Source organism: Pseudomonas sp. VS40 (assembly GCF_018587885.1).
GTDB lineage: Bacteria > Pseudomonadota > Gammaproteobacteria > Pseudomonadales > Pseudomonadaceae > Aquipseudomonas > Aquipseudomonas pergaminensis.
The window spans coordinates 58798-76533 of sequence record NZ_JAGYWD010000014.1 but is presented as its reverse complement, the minus strand read 5'-3'; the positions used below and the strand labels follow the sequence as shown (position 1 = coordinate 76533).

Genomic DNA, 17736 nt, shown 5'->3' with positions numbered 1-17736 from the left:
TCGCAGGCAAGCCAGCTCCCACATTTTTGGATCGCGGGGTGACAGTGAGATAGCGGTCGGCTGTCAGGCCGCCATCGCCGTCGAGCCGCCCCCCACAGGTTTTGCATCATCGCTTGGGCAATTCAATCAGCACGTTGAGGCCACCCAACTCACTTTCTTGCAACTGCAACACCCCGCCCCATACCTCGACAATATCCCGCACGATCCCTAACCCCAGACCATGCCCGTCAATCTGCTCATCCAGGCGCGCGCCACGGCTGAATACCTGGTCGCGCAGACTTTCAGGAATGCCAGGGCCATCGTCTTCCACCGCCAACAGGTAGCTGCGCTCAGTCTCGGTGACGGTCAGGCGCACATCGGCATCCGCCCATTTACAGGCGTTATCCAAAAGATTACCGAGCAGTTCCAGCAAATCCTCTCGGTCCCAAGGCAGTTGCAGGCCGGGAGCGACGTGGTAGCTCAGGTCCAGGTGTTCACCGTGGATCATGTTCAGGGTAGCGAGCAGGCCGGGCAGTTCTTTTTCGCAGTCGAACAATGCGCCCGGCAAGGTTTCCCCGGCCAGACGGGCGCGGTTGAGCTCGCGGTTGAGGCGTTGCTGCACTTGCTCCAGTTGATCGCGCAGCAGTGTGCTGAGCTCGGGGCGATCCTTGAGTGCTTCGCTCGACGCCGCACTCAACAGCACCGCCAATGGGGTCTTGAGCGCATGGCCGAGGTTGCCCAGGGCATTGCGCGAACGCTTGAGGCTGTCTTCGGTGTGGGCCAGCAGGTGGTTGATCTGCGCCACCAGCGGCTCCAGCTCCAGGGGCACCTGGGTGTCCAGTTGCGAACGCTGGCCCTGTTGCAACTGGGCGATCTGGTTGCGCGCAGTTTCCAGCGGGCGCAGGGCGCGGCGCACGGTGACACGTTGCAGGACCAGCACCAGCAACAGCGCCGCCAGCCCCAGCACCAGGCCGATCTGGCGCATCAGGCGGAAGCTTTCGCGCACCGGGGTGTAATCCTGGGCCACGCTGATGGAAATCGGCTGGCCGAAACGCTTGTAGTCCGACCGCAGCACCAGCAGTTGCTGGCCTTCTGGCCCCAATTGCAGGTTGCCCTTCAGGCCGACCTCGGGCAGGCGCGGCAGCTCCTGGTCCCACAACGAGCGCGAGCGCCAGTGGGTGTCGGCAAAATCGATGCGGAAGTAGTGCCCGGAAAATGGCCGCTGGTAAGCCGGCGACAGGCGCTGCTCATCCAGCTGCACGCCGTTGGGCCCGCGCACCAGCGCCACCAGCAGGTTTTCGGCGTCATTGCGCAAGCCGGCTTCCAGGTAGCGCTGCAGACCGGCTTCGAACAGCCACAGGCTGGTTTGTGCCAACACCACGCCGACGATCACCATCACGCTGATCAGCCCCAGGCTCAGGCGTCGCTGGATCGACCTCATGCAGGGCTGGCGCCAAACCGGTAACCCTGGCCGCGCCGGGTCTCGATCACGCTGCGGCCCAACTTGCGACGCAGGTGGTTGACGTGGACTTCCAGCACATTGGAGTCGCGCTCGGTCTCGCCGTCGTACAGGTGCTCGGCCAAGTGGCTTTTTGACAGGATTTGTTCGGGGTGCAGCATGAAATAGCGCAACAGGCGGAATTCGGCGGCGGTCAGCTGGATCTCCGCGCCGTCGCGCAGCACGCACTGGCGACCCTCATCCAGGTGCAGGCCGGCGGCTTGCAACGTGGGCTGGTTTGCCTGGCCGTGGGAACGGCGCAACAGCGCCTGGATGCGCAGGTGCAGCTCCTCGGGGTGAAAGGGTTTGGCCAGGTAATCGTCGGCGCCGGCCTTGAGCCCTTCGATGCGCTCGGCCCAGGAATCGCGGGCGGTGAGCACCAGGACCGGCGTGGTCAGTGCAGCGGCGCGCCATTGCGCCAGCACCTCAAGCCCAGGCAGGCCCGGCAGGCCGAGGTCGAGGATGATCAGGTCGTAGGGCTCGCTTCGGCCCTGGTACACGGCGTCTCGCCCGTCGGCCAGCCAATCGACGGCATAGCCCTGGCGCTGCAGACCGGCCAGCAGTTCATCGACCAGGGGTACGTTGTCTTCCACCAAAAGCAGGCGCATCAGTCTTCCTCATCTTTGATCAACACACCGGTGGTCGCGTCCAGCTTGATCTCGCGCACCACGCCTTCGGTGGTCACCAGTTCCACTTCATAGGCATATTGGCCGTGCTTCTTTTCCAACTCGGCCTCCAGCAGGCGCGAGCCGGGATAGCGCGCCATGGCCTGCTGCAGCAGTTGCTCCAGCGGCAGGATCACCCCCTGCTGGCGCAGCGCCAAGGCTTCATCCTGGTTGAGGTCGCGGGCCGCCAGGCTGGAGCAAAATGCCATGAGCACCAGCGCCACGCGACTGCCGGCGCGTAAATTTACCTTCATTACGTATCCTGATGATTCTTGAGAACCTGCCCGGTGAGCGCGTCCAATTCAACATCCCATTCGATGCCGTGGGCATCTTCCAATTCGACCTCGTAGACGTACTTGCCGTAGGCCTCGTCCAGGTCGGTATCCAGCAGTGTCGAACCGGGGTGCAGGGCCAGGGCCGCAGCTTCCAGTTGGTCAAAGGCGACAATAGTAACAGTGGCCGGCACTATCAGTGGTTTGTCGGGGTCCACGGCTCGGGCCTGGGTCGCCGTGAGGGCGATGATACCGGTGGCGACCAGAGCAGTGAGGCGCTTCATGATATGTCTCCGTTACAGGATGTTTTCCTACGCCAGCCACCGTACGCCCTGCAACTTAACTGAAACTGAATTGCCACCATGGCAATTTCCGCCAAGGCCTTTTCCCCACTGCCCACGAGATTTTCTATAATGCCCCGCTCGCTCGACCAGAGACCGGTATGACAGCCATCCACATCAAGTTTCCCGCCCTTACCCTCAAGGCCGGCAGACGCGCCTTTGCGCGCATTCGTGAGCAAGGCCTCAAGCCTGCCGATGTCGGCATCCTGCCCGGCGCGGCCGGTGGCCCCAAGGCGCTGGGCATCCAGGGCCTGGACTTGGCACTGTTCGGCGACTGGCTGCCCCGCGCGCCACGGGAACGGGCGCTGATCGGCGCGTCCATCGGCTCCTGGCGGTTTGCGAGTGCCTGCCTGCCCGACCCGGTGCAAGGCCTGCTGGACCTCGGCCGCTTGTACAACGAACAACGCTTTGCCAAAGGCGTGACCATGGCCGAGGTCAGCCAGAGTTGCCAGCGCATGCTCGACGACCTGCTGGCCGGCCGCGATGCACGGGTGCTGGACAACCCGGACTACCGCCTCAATATCATGGTGGTCAAGAGTCATGGCCTGCTTGCCGATGACCACCGTGGACGCCTCGGGCTGGGCCTGTCGTCGGTGATCGCCGACAACCTGCGAGGCCGCGCGCGGCTGTCGCGGCATTTCGAACGCCTGATCATCCACGACCCGCGCCAGGCGCCGCCCGTGCATCCGTTAAAGGACTTCCCTTCACGCTTCCTGCCCCTGGCACTGGGCAACCTGCGCCAGGCACTGCTGGCGTCGGGCTCGATCCCCATGGTCATGCAAGGCGTGCGCGACCTGCCGGGCGCCGGCGCCGGTACCTACCGCGATGGCGGCCTGCTGGATTACCACCTCGACCTGCCCTACCACGGCGATGACATCGTGCTGTACCCCCACTTCACCGACCGAGTCATCCCCGGCTGGTTCGACAAAGGCCTGCCGTGGCGGCGCAGCAACCAACAGGGCCTGCAGGACGTGTTACTGCTGGCGCCGTCCAAGGACTACCTGGCCCGCCTGCCTCACGGCAAACTCCCAGACCGCAGCGACTTCAAGCGCTTCATGGGCGACGACCCCAGCCGCAACAAATACTGGCAGACCGCGATGAGCGAAAGCCAACGGCTGGGAGACGAATTCCTGGCATTGGCCGATAACGGCCGCTTGGGCGAGCGCCTACAGCCCCTGTAGCCGCCACCTCCCCACTAACCACGATGCGAAGCGAGCCGCTCTTGCTCTTGCTCTTGCTCTTGCTCTTGCTCTTGATCTTGCTCTTGATCTTGATCTTGATCTTGATCTTGATCTTGATCTTGATCTTAGGCGCCCCGTCAAACACGCTGGCCGGAATTCGACAGGGATTTGGGGGGTAAACCGGCAGGGATGCCGGTTTAGCCGCCCCGCGCCATGGATGGCGCGTGGCGGCGGCCCCCCAAATACCTGTCGGATTACGGGCACACCGAGCCTAGGCGAGGTGCCGAGTGTTGGGGCGAAGGCCTTTTGCTTACTTTTGGGCCTTTCCAAAAGTGAGCCGCTGTAAGAGCGGAACCATAAGCGGCCGTTACCGCAGCAACGGATATGTACCCCGCCAGATCCCACATCCAGGTCGGCTGTCAGGCCGCCTTCGCAGGCAAGCCAGCTCCCACATTTTTGGATCGCGGGGGGACAGTTGGAGAGTGGTCGGCTGTCAGGCCGCTTTCGCAGGCAAGCCAGCTCCCACATTTTTAGATCGCGGGGGGACAGTTGGAGAGTGGTCGGCTGTCAGGCCGCCTTTGCAGGCAAGCCAGCTCCCACATTTTTGGGTCGCGGGGGGACAGTTGGAGAGTGGTCGGCTGTCAGGCCGCCTTTGCAGGCAAGCCAGCTCCCACATTTTTAGATCGAGGGGGGACAGTTGGAGAGTGGTCGGCTGTCAGGCCGCCTTTGCAGGCAAGCCAGCTCCCACATTTTTGGATCGCGGGGGGACAGTTAGATTGTGGTCGGCTGTCAGGCCGCCTTTGCAGGCAAGCCAGCTCCCACATTTTTGGGTCGCGGGGGGACAGTTGGAGAGTGGTCGAATGTCAGGCCGCTTTCGCAGGCAAGCCAGCTCCCACATTTTCGGATCGCGGAGTGACAGTTAGAGTGTGATCGGCTGTCAAACCGCCAGCGGCAGCAAGCCCCCTCGCCACCTGCCATCTACATTTCGCCCGCAAGCCGCCCCCTACAGAGGGACGGTATGCGCAGCAACGAATCAAGCTGTTAAACTCGCCGCCTGCCAGACATCGACCGAGCTGAAAACACTGTGGAAATCTTCAAAGAATTTACATTCGAATCCGCCCACCGCCTGCCCCACGTACCGGAAGGCCACAAATGCGGGCGCCTGCACGGGCATTCGTTCAAGGTGGCAATCCACCTGAGCGGCGACCTGGATCCCCATACCGGCTGGATTCGCGACTTCTCGGAGATCAAGGCGATTTTCAAGCCGCTCTATGAACGTCTCGACCACAACTACCTCAATGACATTCCAGGCCTGGAAAACCCCACCAGCGAAGTGCTGGCCAAGTGGATCTGGAATGAATTGAAACCCCTGCTGCCCGAGCTCAGTGCGATCCGCATCCACGAGACCTGCACCAGCGGCTGCATCTATCGCGGCGAATAAGCCGGCGCGATGAAAAAACCACCCTTGCGGTGGTTTTTTTGTGCCTGGCTCCCTTACAGTCATGGCTCCCTACCCACAAGGAGCCCGCTGCAATGATGCGCCCCGCCACGAGCCATGATGTTGCTGCTATCGAGGCTATCGTCCAGGCAGCCTACGCGCCATACATCGAACGGATCGGCCGCAAGCCCGGGCCGATGCTGGAGGATTATCACCAGCAAGTGGAAGCCGGTGGCGTGCATGTGCTGGAGCATGCCGGGCGGGTCCGGGGGTTTATTGTCCTGCGGGACATAGACGGCGCGCTGTTGCTGGATAACCTCGCCGTCGCCCCGGACGCCCAGGGCCTGGGCTTCGGTCGGTTGCTGATGGATTTCGCCGAACAACGGGCGCTCGGCGCTGGCTTCGCCGCCATCCGCCTTTACACCAACGAAGCCATGACCGAGAACATCACGCTGTACACCCGGCGTGGCTATGTCGAGACCCACCGCGCCGAAGAACACGGCCTGCGTCGGGTGTATATGACCAAGTACCTGTAGGAGTAATCATGGAAAACACCTGGCTGGCCCAGGCCAAACGCTTGCAGGCATTGGCCTCCACGGGCTTGCACTTTTGCACCGATGATTTCGAACGCGAGCGCCTGGAAGAAATTGCCGAGATTGCCCACAGCATGCTCGCGCAATTGGGCAATGTGCCCTTGGAGCGTATCACCGGGTTGGTCACCGACTTTGCCCAGCGCTATTCGACGCCGATGATCGACGTGCGCGGTGCGGTCATTGAGGGCGACCGGATTCTGCTGGTGCGCGAATTGACCGATGGCTGCTGGGCGTTGCCGGGCGGGTATGCCGACATCGGATTGTCTGCGGCGGAAAATATCGTCAAGGAGATTCGCGAGGAAGCCGGGCTGACGGTGACAGCGCGGGCGTTGTACAGCGTCACGCACAAGGCCAAGGGCTTGTATCGGCCGGACGTGCGGGACTTCTACAAGCTGTACTTCCTGTGTGAACCGGTGGATCAGTCGGCGCCGATGGCGGGTTTCGAGACCACTGAAGTGGGCTTTTTCCGCCTCGATGAGCTGCCGCCGCTATCCCGTGGGCGCACCATCGAAAGTGATCTGGAGGCTGCATTCGCCTTCCATCGTGGCGAGACGACCTCCACGCTGTTCGACTGATCCATTTTGTATCACCGCTGCACCGCTTTCGTGCCCGATTGGGCACTGCGAACATCCCTGCCGCCATTTCCCCTCTGTTTGGCCATGAATACTGTGCACGGTGCACAGCGCTGACCGTGCGCGCGTCACTGCTGTCGGCTTGGCACGCGCGGTGCAATAGGCCTGCGTCACTCATTCAGGGAGCAAGGCACATGACGCAGCAAGAACCGGGCAACGATTACCCCCTCAGCGAAGTCCCGATGCATGCGCGCAAGGGCCTGGCGTCGACCGCCATGGTGCTGCTGGGCTTTACGTTTTTCACCGCGACCATGTTTGCCGGCGGCAAGCTGGGGGTGGCGTTCAGTTTCACCGACATGCTCGGTGTCGTGGCCTTGGGCAACCTGCTGCTGGGTATCTACGCCGCAGGCCTGGGTTACATCGCGTTCAAGAGCGGGCTGAATTCGGTGCTGATGGGCCGATTCTGCTTCGGTGAAGTGGGCAGCAAGCTCAGCGACTTGATCCTTGGCTTTACCCAGATCGGCTGGTACGCCTGGGGTACCGCCACGGCCGCCGTGGTCTTGGGCAAGTACTTCGAGCTGGGCCAGGGCAGCGTGCTGGCGTTGATGGTGCTGTTCGGCCTGGTGTTCTGCGCCACGGCCTACATCGGCTATCGTGGGTTGGAGATTTTGTCCTATATCGCGGTGCCAGCAATGGGCATCCTGTTGTTTCTGTCGATGTGGGTCGCCACGGTTAAGGTCGGCGGGCTGGAAGGATTGCTCGCCGTGGTGCCGACCGGTGAGTTGGACGTGTCGACGGCGATCACCCTGGTGTTCGGCACCTTTGTCAGTGGCGCGACCCAGGCCACCAACTGGACGCGCTTTTCGCGCTCGGCCAAGGTCGCGGTGCTGGCCAGCCTGATCGGTTTCTTTATCGGCAACGGCTTGATGGTGCTGATCGGCGCTTACGGTGCCATCGTCTATCAACAACCGGACGTGGTCGAAGTGTTGCTGCTGCAAGGCTTTGCCATGGCGGCGATGGCCATGTTGCTGCTCAACATCTGGAGCACCCAGGACAACACCATCTACAACTTCGCGGTGGCCGGCTGCAACCTGCTGCGCACCAAGCGGCGCAAGACCGTGACCCTGGCCGGTGCGGTGATCGGCACTCTGCTGGCGTTACTCGGCATGTACGACATGCTGGTGCCGTACCTGATTCTGCTGGGCACGGTGATCCCACCGATTGGCGGGGTGATCATGGCTGACTTCTTCTACCGCTATCGCGGCCACTATCCACGCCTGGCCGATGCACGCCTGCCAGCGTTCAACTGGACAGGGCTGGTGGCCTATGCGGTGGGCACCGTGCTGGCGTTCAACTCGCCCTGGGTCGCGCCGTTGGTGGGCATTGTTGCCGCATCGCTGACCTACATCGTGCTCACCGCTGTACTGCGGGTGCGTGTGCCCTTGGCTGACGCCCAGGCATGAACCTGACCATTGCCGAGGTGCTGGCCCTGCCGGGCCTGGAGTCCATGTGCCTGCGCGCCGGTGCGGCAGGCCTGGAGAATGGCGTGCGCTGGCCCTACGTGGCGGAAAACAGCGGGATTGCCGAGTGGGTGCTGGGCGGCGAACTGGTGTTCGTCACCGGGATCAATCACCCGCGGGATGAGGCCAACTTGTTGCAACTGCTGGACGAGGCCTGTCAGCGCCAGGTGGCCGGGTTGGTGATTCTCACGGGGCCGGCGTATATCCAGGCGATCCCCCAGCGCTTGCTCCAGGCCGCCGAGGCCGCTGGCATGCCGCTGATCGAGCAGCCTTATTCGCTGAAGATGGTGCTGGTGACCCAGGCCATTGGCTCGGCGCTGATCCAGTCCGAGCAATTGGGGCGCTCGCGGCACGATGTGCTGGAGCGTTTGCTGACTGGCGATTACCAATCCCTGGATTTGTTGCTGCACCGTGGCGTGCAATTGGGCCTGATGCTGGCCGGCCACTGGCAGGTTGTGCAGCTGCAATTGGAAGGCAGCGAGTTGCTGTTTGCCCAGGGCGATGCCGCGTATGTCGAGGCGCAACTGGCCCGACAGCATGACGCTATCAGCCGGCGTTTGCGCCAGTTGTCGGCGGGGCTGCCGGTACTTGGGCGGGCCGGGCAATGGACGCTGCTGCTGCCGGCGCCGGATGCTGTCGCCGCCTTGGCCAATCGCCAGCAATTGGCCGGTTGGCTCAACCCGCTGAACCTGCGCCTGGCGCCACTCAAATTGTTTATCGGCCTCAGCGCCGCTGCGCACCCACCGGCCCGCCTGGCCCAGGCGCAGGATGAAGCGCGCCAGGCACTGGCGGCTGCGCGGCGGTTCAGCGAGCGTGCCGGGCTGTGCGTGTACGACGAACTGGGCGTGCTCAAATTGCTCAGCGGCGTGCGCGATCGCGCCTTGCTCGATCACTTCCTTAACGAACGCCTCGGCCCGTTGCTGCGCCACGACGCGCACCACGGCCCCAGCCTGATGCCCACCCTGGAAGCCTGGTTTCACGAGAATGGTAACCTTGTGGCCGCCGCACAGCGGTTGGCCGTGCACCGCAACACCCTGACGCACCGTGTCCAGCGCATCGAAGCCCTGTGTGGCCTGACGCTGGATAACGCTTATGATCGCCTGGACATCGGTATCGCGCTGATGACCTGGCGACTGTCTGCCTGATTGTTTTTAGCCAAGAGGAACTTGCCCATGCACATCATCAACGCCCGCCTGCGCAACCGTGAAGGCCTGCATGATCTGCACCTGGAACATGGCCGGATCGCCAGCATCACTACGCAAACGGGGTCACCGATTGCGGCGGCCGACGATCTGGACGCCGCCGGCAACCTGGTAATTGCGCCCTTCGTCGAACCCCATATCCATCTCGACGCCACGTTGACCGCCGGCGAGCCGCGCTGGAACATGAGCGGCACCCTGTTCGAAGGCATCGAGTGCTGGGGCGAACGCAAGGCCACCATCACCCAGGAAGACACCAAGACCCGCGCCAAGAAGACGATCCAGGCCCTCGCCGCCCACGGAATCCAGCATGTGCGCACCCATGTCGACGTCACCGACCCGGACCTCACGGCGCTCAAGGCCATGCTGGAGGTCCGCCAGGAAAGTACGCACCTGATCGACCTGCAAATCGTTGCGTTCCCCCAGGAAGGCATCGAGTCCTACCGCAACGGCCGCGAACTGATGGAAGAGGCCATTCGCCTAGGCGCCGACGTGATCGGTGGCATTCCTCACTTTGAATACACCCGCGACCAGGGCGTGAGTTCGGTGAAGTTCCTGATGGACCTGGCCGAACGCACCGGCTGCCTGGTGGACGTGCACTGCGACGAAACCGACGACCCGCATTCGCGCTTCCTCGAAGTCTTGGCCGAAGAGGCTCGCAGCCGTGGCATGGGCGCACGCGTCACCGCCAGCCACACCACCGCCATGGGCTCTTATGACAATGCCTACTGCGCCAAACTCTTTCGCCTGCTGGGGCACTCCGGTATCAGCTTCGTCTCCTGCCCCACCGAGAGCATTCACCTGCAAGGCCGCTTCGACACCTTCCCAAAACGCCGTGGCGTCACCCGGGTCAACGAACTGCTGGAGGCCGGCATGAACGTGTGCTTCGGCCAGGACTCCATCGTCGATCCCTGGTACCCCCTGGGCAACGGCAACATCCTACGGGTGCTCGAAGCCGGTTTGCACATCTGCCACATGCTCGGCTACCGCAACCTGCAGAATGCCCTCGACCTGGTCACCGACAACAGCGCCAAGGCCATGGCCCTGGGTGACCGCTACGGCCTGGAGCCTGGACGACCTGCCAACCTGTTGATCCTCTCGGCGGACAGCGACTACGAGGTGATCCGCAGCCAGGGCCTGCCGCTGTATTCGATCCGTGACGGCAAGGTATTGATGAAGCGCCAGCCAGCCCAGGTTGAGTTCGTTTAGAGGCCTGGTTCAGACGATCGCGTCGATATCCAGCGTCTGCGCCCTCCCCCATTCGTGTGGCAGGTCGGGAGGGATGCTGGCGACCTGGGCCGGCTCACGGTTTTCACGGTGGCTGAACCAACGCTTGAGGCTCGATTGCAAGTTGGCATTGTGGGCGTGACTGCCATAGACGTCTCGGGCTTCCAGACGGCGCCAACGCAGGCTTGCAAGGCGTTCGCGACTGGTGTGCAAGCGATCGATCTCGGCGTTCAAGGCTTCGTTGTGCTCATAGCCACGGTCGTTGGCCGGCCTCAGGCGGGACAGTTCACGGCGCTTGTTGCGCAGTTGCTGGCGCATGGTCTCGAGGGCACCGTCGACCAGTTCGAACTCCCTCGGCGTTATCAGGGGCCCGCTGCTTTCCAGGGTTTGTTGCCAACGCCGGAGGGTCGCCCAAGCGGCCGGGATGTAGCTGGCGGTCATAAAGTGCTGGTTGGCCTGGAATAGCTGCCGGAGCAGGTTGTCACGATTGGGCATGTCGCCGTGGAGTTGCAACGCTCGGTTGCAGCCGGCTTCCTGGATGGATTCACAACCCGGCTTCCACAACACCGAGGAATGCGTGCCATCGGCGAGCACGATCGGCATGAAGTGTTGCTGTTCGCCATGGTGCTGGTAAGGGTTGCCGCCGAAACGTACCAGGCCGGCGGCAAACAGCAGTCCACCCGGCGCGGGGGCGCTGAACAGTGTGACGGCGCCTGGGACCCAGAGTTTGGCGGTGGTGTTCATCCACGGGGCGGGCACGCTGGGGACGGGGTCGTTGTGGTTGACGATGCGGTGGTGGACCAGGGTTGAGGCACCGAGGGTGAATTCGGCGTCGGCGGCGCGGGGGGCGCCGTAGGTGTAGAGGAGGATGTTGTAGTCCCCCTCCGGTGCTCGGCGCAGGCCTTCTGCAAGGAGCAAAGCAATTGCGCCGCCCAGGCTGTGGCCGCAAATGATTAGTCGTTGGCCTGAGTGAAATTGGCTTAGGTAACGCAGCACAAAATCGCGCATGGCTCTGTAAGCCTGATAAAAGCCTTCGTGTGCCTTGCCGACGCCTTCGGCGAAAGCCACCTGATGGGCATTGGCATCCCGTAACCCATCCGTTGCGCTGGCGGTACCACGTACTGCAATCAGGATTACCTCGTCATGGTGGCTGATAAATGCCTGGGTATCCGTACCGAACTCCTCATCATCGAAAAAGTGCAAACGCGCCGGGTGCTCCTGCTTATCCCCCAACTCCGGTCGGTTTTGCGGGTACAACGCAGGATCGAAGGGCAGTATCTCGAAGCGCCTGGAGTACGGGACTTCTTCGTAGAGGGGGTAGAAACAGTGCTGCTGCTCTGCATCGACTCGCCAGGCCTCGTGATAACCCGAGAGTTTTTCAGCAAAAAAATGACCGACGCTGGGGTCGAGGGAAAATCGAACTTGGTCTTGAGGCCGTTGAGGTGGCTCCTGGCCGAAATTGCAGTAGCTCAGCGTGGCCATCAAAGCCAGCTGATACAGGTTCAAGGCACAGAAGCTGTCTCCAATTGAAAGCATCGGACGAAACGCTCGCAGTGGCCGAACCTCCAAAACGGTATGGTCGTTTGGAAACAATACGATCCCCGCCAAGGTCTGTTGGGGCGGTCCGAATCCAAGGTCGGCCAACATTTTCAATGCATGGCGTCGGGGTTGATGAGTTCGCGGCTCCACAGGCGGTAAGTGGGCAACATGGCAAACCAAGTCGCGCACTTCAACCTGATAGAACCGTTTGGCCTTTTGTTGTGCCGGATTACCTCCGGTGCGCAGACCGTCGGGGCGAGTAAATCGAGTCCTCTCAGCGCGAATTTGAAGCTCGGTGATAGGAAGCTTATAAGCGTGGCGCAACATCAGCCGCTGATACGGCTGCTCCGTTCCCGAGTAGAGGTCGTCAAAAACAAGGACCACTGGTCCGCAGTAAATATCGCTAAGCTCGGCAAAGCCATCACCATTCAGCCTGCTTTTGTACTGTTGGCCTGCACTATCGTAGACGGTGTAAGGCAGACCACCATATGCCGTGCCACTACCTAGTTCATCAACCAGGCGAAAGCTCACCCAATGGCCCCTTAACGGACAGGCCGGCTTATTTTCACTGAAAAAAGACTGCTTCCTTGCATCCAGTTGCATGCGCGTGCTCCTTGTTAACGGCAAGATGGGTAGACGTCACAAATACGGCCATCCGGCATTTTTATAGGCTTGAAGTCGTTGGTATTTCCGTTGCAAAAGGCGTCTAGATCCTCGAAACTTTGACCTTTACAACGCTTCCATCCGCCGGGAACCTCCACCCAGCTACCGTCAAAATACGGTTCTTCCTCGTCAATTAAAGTCAGCGCCAACCTGAGTGTTTTTCCCGGCAACTGATCCCTTTGCACCACTAAGCCTGACCGCTGTCCAGATGGCTGGCGGATTACCTCAAAGGCCTTGCATGTAAGAACCTTGACGATCGCGTGTTGTTTCCCCACCGTCCGAAACAACCACTGACATTGCTTATGCAATTCCTGAACACCGCTTTCGGGCATCCCTGGTATATCTGCATTCGAGGGATCTCTAATTGAGAAGCCAGCAATGTACCCACCGACATCCGTATCTCTCTTTCCCCACTTCGCATAAATATCAAAATCCACACTGCGCAAAACCGTAGGGCACCCTTCAATGACCTCACTCAGCGGTAGCTCAAAACTCACGCGCTCAGCCACCGGTTTGTAACGCGCAATAAAGATCTTCCTCTCGGGTCGCTTACCTCGACGCCTAGGCAACGTGCAGGTTTCCCCCGTCGCGGGCCCATAGTTGGCGCCACCGATGAAGCGAAATTCCGCCGGCAAATCCACCTCCAATGTAAACCGCTCAACTGGCGTCCTCGCGCACCCCGTCAGCCCCACCAACCCCAATGCAATCCACGCACCCCACCTTCGCCTACTCATCCTTTCCCCTCATTGATGTCCACTGCGCTACCACCCGTTCATAGTGGTCGCCTGGTGCTTCCCCCACCAATGGCTGCCACCGAATGACAGTGCTGCGCGTGGCCTCTTCCAACCGTCTAACCACCAGAAACTCGAGCTGTTCCGGCCCCCGCCATTGCCAGGCGCGGGCCTGATCAAGTACCTGCACCAGCCAGATCCTTGGATCCTGAAACTCCGCCAGCGCGACCAGGTCTTCGCTATGCTCGGTCAACAGGTAACGCAGGATATTGGCGTGCAGAATGGCCGCTGCGTTGGGGTTGGGCGTGTCCAGCCAGGGCGCGGGGGCCGGCACCGGGTACTCGCCGGGAGCTGGATTGTCAGCCGTGCGCCAGCGGCCCTCGTGCCAGTAGCACACGCTGATCAATGGTCCGAGAAAGGCCGGCCAGTGCTCCGGATCCAGGTGGGCCAGCGCACGCGCCAGGGTGCGGTTGTCGTGAAAACGGTACATCGACTGGGCGCCTTCCGAGCCCACCAGCAGCCTGTCACGCCAGTGTCGAGTCACGGCCGCCAGGTCCTCGTTGGGCAGACTGCCCAGCCATCCCCAATTCGTCTCTGGCTGTTGCAGAAGGCCGAGTAATTCGGGCTCATTGATCTGTTCCAGCAACAGGATCACCGGGCCTTGTGCTTGTAACTCCGCCACGGCTGTCTCGGCATAAAGGCTGCAATACGCTGGCAAGTCGCGAACCGCCAGCAGCGACTGACGCGCAACATTTTGCCCCTCAAGGATCAGGCACAGTCGCTGCCCTGCCTGTTGCTGTTGGTCCATCCATTGGCCTGGCATGTTCGGCATCACGCGGCCCTCCCTGGCAGGTCACACAGGCCTTCGCGGCAGCGCTCGCATACCGCGCAGTAATCGGCGCCCAGCCGCCTGGCCAGGTTCATGATGGTGACCTGCACCGTGGAGATCTTTGGCCAGTCAGCCGGCACGGAGGCGTTCGCCATTTGGGCGATGGCCGGCGAACCACCCAGGGTAATGAGTCGACTGCTGAAAATGCCGCCCGCCTGGATGACGAGGTGCTCGCCACCCGCCTTGAGGCTTAGTTGCGCCCCGGCGTCGATCACCAGGCTGGCACCGGACTTGAGGTGAAGCTGCTGCCCCGCCTCGACGAACAGGGTCCCGCCAACGCGCGTCCGGCTGTCGTCTTGTACGTCGAGGTGGTCGCTCGCTTTGAGTACGACGCGACGATTACCGCCGACCTCGCGATGTTCTTCGCTGCCCAGGTGCGTCGTGCTCATCCCCTGGATGACTTCCCGCCGCTCACCCGCCACTTCCAAGCGGCTGTCATGACCAACCTGCTGCTCCAGGTCCCGTTGCGCACGCAGGTGAATCAGCTCCTCGCCACGGCGGTCTTCCAGGTACAGCTCGTTGCCCCCTGCGCCGCCGAGGGGGCTGCGGCTGCGCAGGACACTGCGGGTCTTGTGTTGTGGCAAGGCATAGGCGGGCCTGTGCGACGCATTCGGCAGGCAGCCGTTGATCAACGGCCGGTCCGGGTCGCCTTCCAGGAAGGTCACCAGCACTTCCATGCCGACTCTCGGGATCATCATTGCGCCGAACCCATCGCCGGCCCATCCGGATGCAACCCGAACCCAGCAACTGCTTTTATCATCCGCCTTGTCCAGGCGGTCCCAGTGGAAACGCACCTTCACCCGGCCATAGGCATCACAATGCACGTCCTCACCCGGCGGCCCGGTGACGGTTGCAGTCTGAGTGCCATTGATAGTCGGCTTGGGGTGCTTGAGGGGCGGTCGATGCACCGCTTGCCAAGGCGTCGCGGTAAAGCGATTGCGGTACTTAAGGCGTGCATCGGTCGCCGGTGTTGCCTCTTCCAGCACTTGCGGCTGATAGCCCTCGTGACGCACCGACGTGATGAGCCACAAGTCGTTGCAGGACGGATCGGGGTGATCGCGCAATTCAATGAAATGCCCACTGCGCAGCGCGGGTTGATCACTCCTGCCCAATGCCCGAAGACGGTCGCGCTGGTGACGTTCCAACCCCCGCCGCGCCAATCGCTTGCCCCGTGAATGAGTGGTGAAGCCTGCAGGGTAGCGATAGTCCTCAAGCACTTGCGCAGCATCAGAGCCGGCGGCGTCCTGCAGGCGCAACGAAGGGTGTTCGAAGTCATGGTCGCGGCGCACCGTCATCTGGCTGCGTGTGCCCAGTCGCACATCGAAACGCTGGATAACCTGGGTATCGGCCGGTGGCCCGCCCGCAGTGCAATAGCGCTGCACGGGCAAGCGGTGAAACACCGTCTGGTCGTCACCGAATACCAACAAGTGGGCGTTCGCGCTGTGACGAAAATGGTAGTGAATGCCCTCCTCTTCACACAGCCGCTGGATAAAGTGCAGGTCGCTTTCCGCGTACTGCACACAGAATGTGCGCGGCGGGTAAACCACGGGGCCCAACTCGAACACGTAGGCGTCTGCCAGGATGCCGTGTTGCTCAAGGACTGCCGCGATGATCTGGGGCACGCTGCGCTGCTGGAAGATTCGCTGGTCGCGTCGGTGTGCAAGGCAAGCCAGGCGGGGCGCCAAGGTCAGGTGATAGCGCGTGACACGCCGGCCGGGGCCATCGCGGCCGATGGCGTAAACCTGCCCATGCAGGCCGCCATTCGCCTCACCGAAGTCCAGGTACGCGGGTTGGTGGAGCAACGCTTGCAGGTCAAGGGCAGGGTCTTCACTCACCACCTGCACCCGCATGGAAAACGGCTGGTCAAGGAACTCGCTGCCTTTGAATGCCAGCACTTGGAAGTCAATGTTGATACTTGTAAGTGTCAGTTTGAAACGTGACGAAACAAACGCGTTAACCATCCTTTGTTACCCGCCGCTAATGAATGATCACCCTGGAATACTCTTTCTCGTTAAAGAACACGTCACCGAGAAAAAGCGCCTCAACGCTTCAAAGCTTAGCGATTACGGGCGGAAATCGACCGCTTTAAAATAAAAAAGAAGTTTCGTACAGCGAAACTGGAAGTGTCTTTTACAAAATAATAAAACGAGTCAATGTGCCACTTCTTAATAATAAGAAATGCCCTACATTAACGTTCGCAAGAGCAACTAACTAAAAGAGAAACAGCTGACACCCAATCACGGCGCCAACTGTTCAACAGGCTTATGCTTGCAACCGTGCAGTACCGAACAGGCTGACGCTCAGCACCGTATCGCCCTGAGTGTGCAAGCGTACCGGCGCAATGCCACCCGGCATCACCACCGCGACTTCACCGCTCTCGACCCAGCCCGCACGCCAGGCCGCGCATGCCACCGCACTGGCGCTGGTTCCGGAAGACGCCGTGGGCCCCTCTCCGCGCTCGAACACCCGTGCAATCACGCGGTTGCCGGGCTGGCGCGCCGCCCATTGCAAGTTGACTCCCGCGCCGCATGGCTGGCCGCCACCGACCGGGGGCGCATAGGCGATCGCCTTCAAGGGGTCGAACAGCGCTGGCTGCAGCATCTGGGCGTTGTCTGGCAACGCTGATAGTTGCTGGACCAACGTCACACAATGCGGATTACCTACCCGAACAAATTGACTGGTCGCCCACTGAGGGTTGATCGCCGCCAGCGCACTGACATGGCTCAGTTCGGCCCGGTCCAGAAACACCTGGCCAACCGCCTGCGCACCCACCGCCGTCGGACCAAACGCCGGCGCACCCAGCTCCAGCCAGAACCCCGCGACCCGTTCACGAACGGCGGGCTCCACCCGCGTGGCGACTGGCGATAGCGTATCCGTTTGGTCGTGATGGACCCGCAACTCACAGGCCGCGTCCATCAGGCCCTGATCGGTGAGGGCTTGGGCGAAAATCGTCAAGCCATTGCCACTGCGCTCGGCCAGGGAGCCGTCGGTGTTGACGATCAGCAGGTCGAACGGTGGCTCGGCCTGGAACGGCCCGACCAGCAGGCCATCACAGCGGTGAGCCTTGCCACCGGCCGGGCGTGATGCAGAGTCCCACTCACATTCAGAGGCAATGGCCGATGCTGTCCAATGGTTGCGAGTGCCCGCCGCCAAGTCAGCGCGCTCGGGTATATCAATGCCCTTGTCTCTCAAAGAGGTCGGGCTGACCACGCCATAGATATTGCCGCGGGCGTCGTAGAAGAGGGTCATGAGTCATCCACCTGACAATGCGTTGATGATCGAAATCAAAAAAGGGTCTTCGACTGTATGGGATTTCGGCACCACACATCCTACGCAACACTACACTCTCAGTTCCCCTGGATGGACGTTTTCATCAGGCCGAAGTCCGTGTGCAGTCGAGCAAACGCCGTCCTCTCCCGTTGGAGGATG

The 17736-nt window shown here is 61.6% G+C and carries 16 protein-coding genes; 7 read left to right on the top strand and 9 right to left on the bottom strand.

Features of this window, described 5'->3' with window-relative positions; translation table 11 throughout:
- Positions 1–106: 106 nt before the first annotated feature.
- Genes KHP07_RS28160 through KHP07_RS28145 form a run of 4 tightly spaced genes read right to left on the bottom strand, consistent with a single transcriptional unit; the run spans position 107 to position 2698 of the window.
- On the bottom strand, positions 107–1420 hold the full coding sequence (locus tag KHP07_RS28160) for a sensor histidine kinase (protein ID WP_214498428.1): 1314 nt from the start codon (positions 1418–1420) through the stop codon (positions 107–109).
- Positions 1417–2085, bottom strand: a complete 669-nt coding sequence (locus tag KHP07_RS28155; protein WP_078047781.1) for a response regulator transcription factor — start codon at positions 2083–2085, stop codon at positions 1417–1419. The genes KHP07_RS28160 and KHP07_RS28155 overlap by 4 nt, the downstream gene beginning before the upstream one ends.
- Positions 2085–2396 (bottom strand): PepSY domain-containing protein, encoded by a 312-nt coding sequence (locus KHP07_RS28150; RefSeq protein WP_078047780.1) that lies wholly within the window; start codon positions 2394–2396, stop codon positions 2085–2087. The genes KHP07_RS28155 and KHP07_RS28150 overlap by 1 nt, the downstream gene beginning before the upstream one ends.
- Positions 2396–2698: a PepSY domain-containing protein gene (locus tag KHP07_RS28145; protein ID WP_078047779.1), complete on the bottom strand. Its 303-nt coding sequence runs from the start codon at positions 2696–2698 to the stop codon at positions 2396–2398. The genes KHP07_RS28150 and KHP07_RS28145 overlap by 1 nt, the downstream gene beginning before the upstream one ends.
- 158 nt (positions 2699–2856) lie before the next feature.
- On the opposite strand from KHP07_RS28145, the gene KHP07_RS28140 reads away from it, so the two are divergent.
- The 7 genes from KHP07_RS28140 to codA all read left to right on the top strand — a co-directional run bounded on the left by KHP07_RS28140 (position 2857) and on the right by codA (position 10467).
- Positions 2857–3936, top strand: coding sequence for a patatin-like phospholipase family protein (locus tag KHP07_RS28140; protein WP_078047778.1), 1080 nt, complete (start codon positions 2857–2859; stop codon positions 3934–3936).
- Between the two features lie 1084 nt (positions 3937–5020).
- Positions 5021–5377: a 6-carboxytetrahydropterin synthase QueD gene (queD, locus tag KHP07_RS28135; protein WP_003190259.1), complete on the top strand. Its 357-nt coding sequence runs from the start codon at positions 5021–5023 to the stop codon at positions 5375–5377.
- Positions 5378–5469: 92 nt separating this feature from the next.
- Complete coding sequence (locus tag KHP07_RS28130; protein ID WP_214498427.1) at positions 5470–5910, top strand: GNAT family N-acetyltransferase; 441 nt, start codon at positions 5470–5472, stop codon at positions 5908–5910.
- Positions 5911–5918: 8 nt separating this feature from the next.
- Entirely contained in the window at positions 5919–6542 is a 624-nt protein-coding gene (locus tag KHP07_RS28125; protein ID WP_078047776.1) for an NUDIX hydrolase, read from the top strand.
- Between the two features lie 191 nt (positions 6543–6733).
- Positions 6734–8002: a cytosine permease gene (codB, locus tag KHP07_RS28120; protein ID WP_100491113.1), complete on the top strand. Its 1269-nt coding sequence runs from the start codon at positions 6734–6736 to the stop codon at positions 8000–8002.
- Entirely contained in the window at positions 7999–9204 is a 1206-nt protein-coding gene (locus KHP07_RS28115) for a PucR family transcriptional regulator (RefSeq protein ID WP_214498426.1), read from the top strand. Before codB ends, KHP07_RS28115 begins: the two co-directional genes overlap by 4 nt.
- A gap of 27 nt (positions 9205–9231) precedes the next feature.
- A complete protein-coding gene (codA, locus tag KHP07_RS28110) occupies positions 9232–10467 on the top strand; it encodes a cytosine deaminase (protein ID WP_100491115.1) in 1236 nt (411 codons plus the stop codon).
- Positions 10468–10476: 9 nt separating this feature from the next.
- Here the strand turns inward: codA and KHP07_RS28105 are convergent, their stop codons facing one another.
- The 5 genes from KHP07_RS28105 to KHP07_RS28085 all read right to left on the bottom strand — a co-directional run bounded on the left by KHP07_RS28105 (position 10477) and on the right by KHP07_RS28085 (position 17556).
- Positions 10477–12627 (bottom strand): lipase family protein, encoded by a 2151-nt coding sequence (locus KHP07_RS28105; protein ID WP_214498425.1) that lies wholly within the window; start codon positions 12625–12627, stop codon positions 10477–10479.
- 14 nt (positions 12628–12641) lie between these two features.
- Complete coding sequence (locus KHP07_RS28100) at positions 12642–13421, bottom strand: hypothetical protein (RefSeq protein WP_214498424.1); 780 nt, start codon at positions 13419–13421, stop codon at positions 12642–12644.
- Positions 13414–14250 (bottom strand): DUF4123 domain-containing protein, encoded by an 837-nt coding sequence (locus tag KHP07_RS28095; RefSeq protein WP_078047770.1) that lies wholly within the window; start codon positions 14248–14250, stop codon positions 13414–13416. Before KHP07_RS28095 ends, KHP07_RS28100 begins: the two co-directional genes overlap by 8 nt.
- On the bottom strand, positions 14250–16268 hold the full coding sequence (locus KHP07_RS28090; RefSeq protein WP_214498423.1) for a type VI secretion system Vgr family protein: 2019 nt from the start codon (positions 16266–16268) through the stop codon (positions 14250–14252). Before KHP07_RS28090 ends, KHP07_RS28095 begins: the two co-directional genes overlap by 1 nt.
- 301 nt (positions 16269–16569) lie before the next feature.
- Complete coding sequence (locus KHP07_RS28085; protein ID WP_214498422.1) at positions 16570–17556, bottom strand: diaminopimelate epimerase; 987 nt, start codon at positions 17554–17556, stop codon at positions 16570–16572.
- Between the last annotated feature and the right edge of the window lie 180 nt (positions 17557–17736).

Coding starts and splice junctions, on each gene's coding strand:
- KHP07_RS28140 (WP_078047778.1), top strand. CDS start 2,857: ATGACAGCCATCCACATCAAGTTTCCCGCCCTTACCCTCAAGGCCGGC.
- KHP07_RS28150 (WP_078047780.1), bottom strand. CDS start 2,396: ATGAAGGTAAATTTACGCGCCGGCAGTCGCGTGGCGCTGGTGCTCATG.
- KHP07_RS28115 (WP_214498426.1), top strand. CDS start 7,999: ATGAACCTGACCATTGCCGAGGTGCTGGCCCTGCCGGGCCTGGAGTCC.
- KHP07_RS28100 (WP_214498424.1), bottom strand. CDS start 13,421: ATGAGTAGGCGAAGGTGGGGTGCGTGGATTGCATTGGGGTTGGTGGGG.
- KHP07_RS28125 (WP_078047776.1), top strand. CDS start 5,919: ATGGAAAACACCTGGCTGGCCCAGGCCAAACGCTTGCAGGCATTGGCC.
- KHP07_RS28130 (WP_214498427.1), top strand. CDS start 5,470: ATGATGCGCCCCGCCACGAGCCATGATGTTGCTGCTATCGAGGCTATC.
- KHP07_RS28155 (WP_078047781.1), bottom strand. CDS start 2,085: ATGCGCCTGCTTTTGGTGGAAGACAACGTACCCCTGGTCGATGAACTG.
- KHP07_RS28105 (WP_214498425.1), bottom strand. CDS start 12,627: ATGCAACTGGATGCAAGGAAGCAGTCTTTTTTCAGTGAAAATAAGCCG.
- KHP07_RS28090 (WP_214498423.1), bottom strand. CDS start 16,268: ATGGTTAACGCGTTTGTTTCGTCACGTTTCAAACTGACACTTACAAGT.
- codA (WP_100491115.1), top strand. CDS start 9,232: ATGCACATCATCAACGCCCGCCTGCGCAACCGTGAAGGCCTGCATGAT.
- KHP07_RS28095 (WP_078047770.1), bottom strand. CDS start 14,250: ATGCCGAACATGCCAGGCCAATGGATGGACCAACAGCAACAGGCAGGG.
- KHP07_RS28160 (WP_214498428.1), bottom strand. CDS start 1,420: ATGAGGTCGATCCAGCGACGCCTGAGCCTGGGGCTGATCAGCGTGATG.
- KHP07_RS28085 (WP_214498422.1), bottom strand. CDS start 17,556: ATGACCCTCTTCTACGACGCCCGCGGCAATATCTATGGCGTGGTCAGC.
- KHP07_RS28145 (WP_078047779.1), bottom strand. CDS start 2,698: ATGAAGCGCCTCACTGCTCTGGTCGCCACCGGTATCATCGCCCTCACG.
- codB (WP_100491113.1), top strand. CDS start 6,734: ATGACGCAGCAAGAACCGGGCAACGATTACCCCCTCAGCGAAGTCCCG.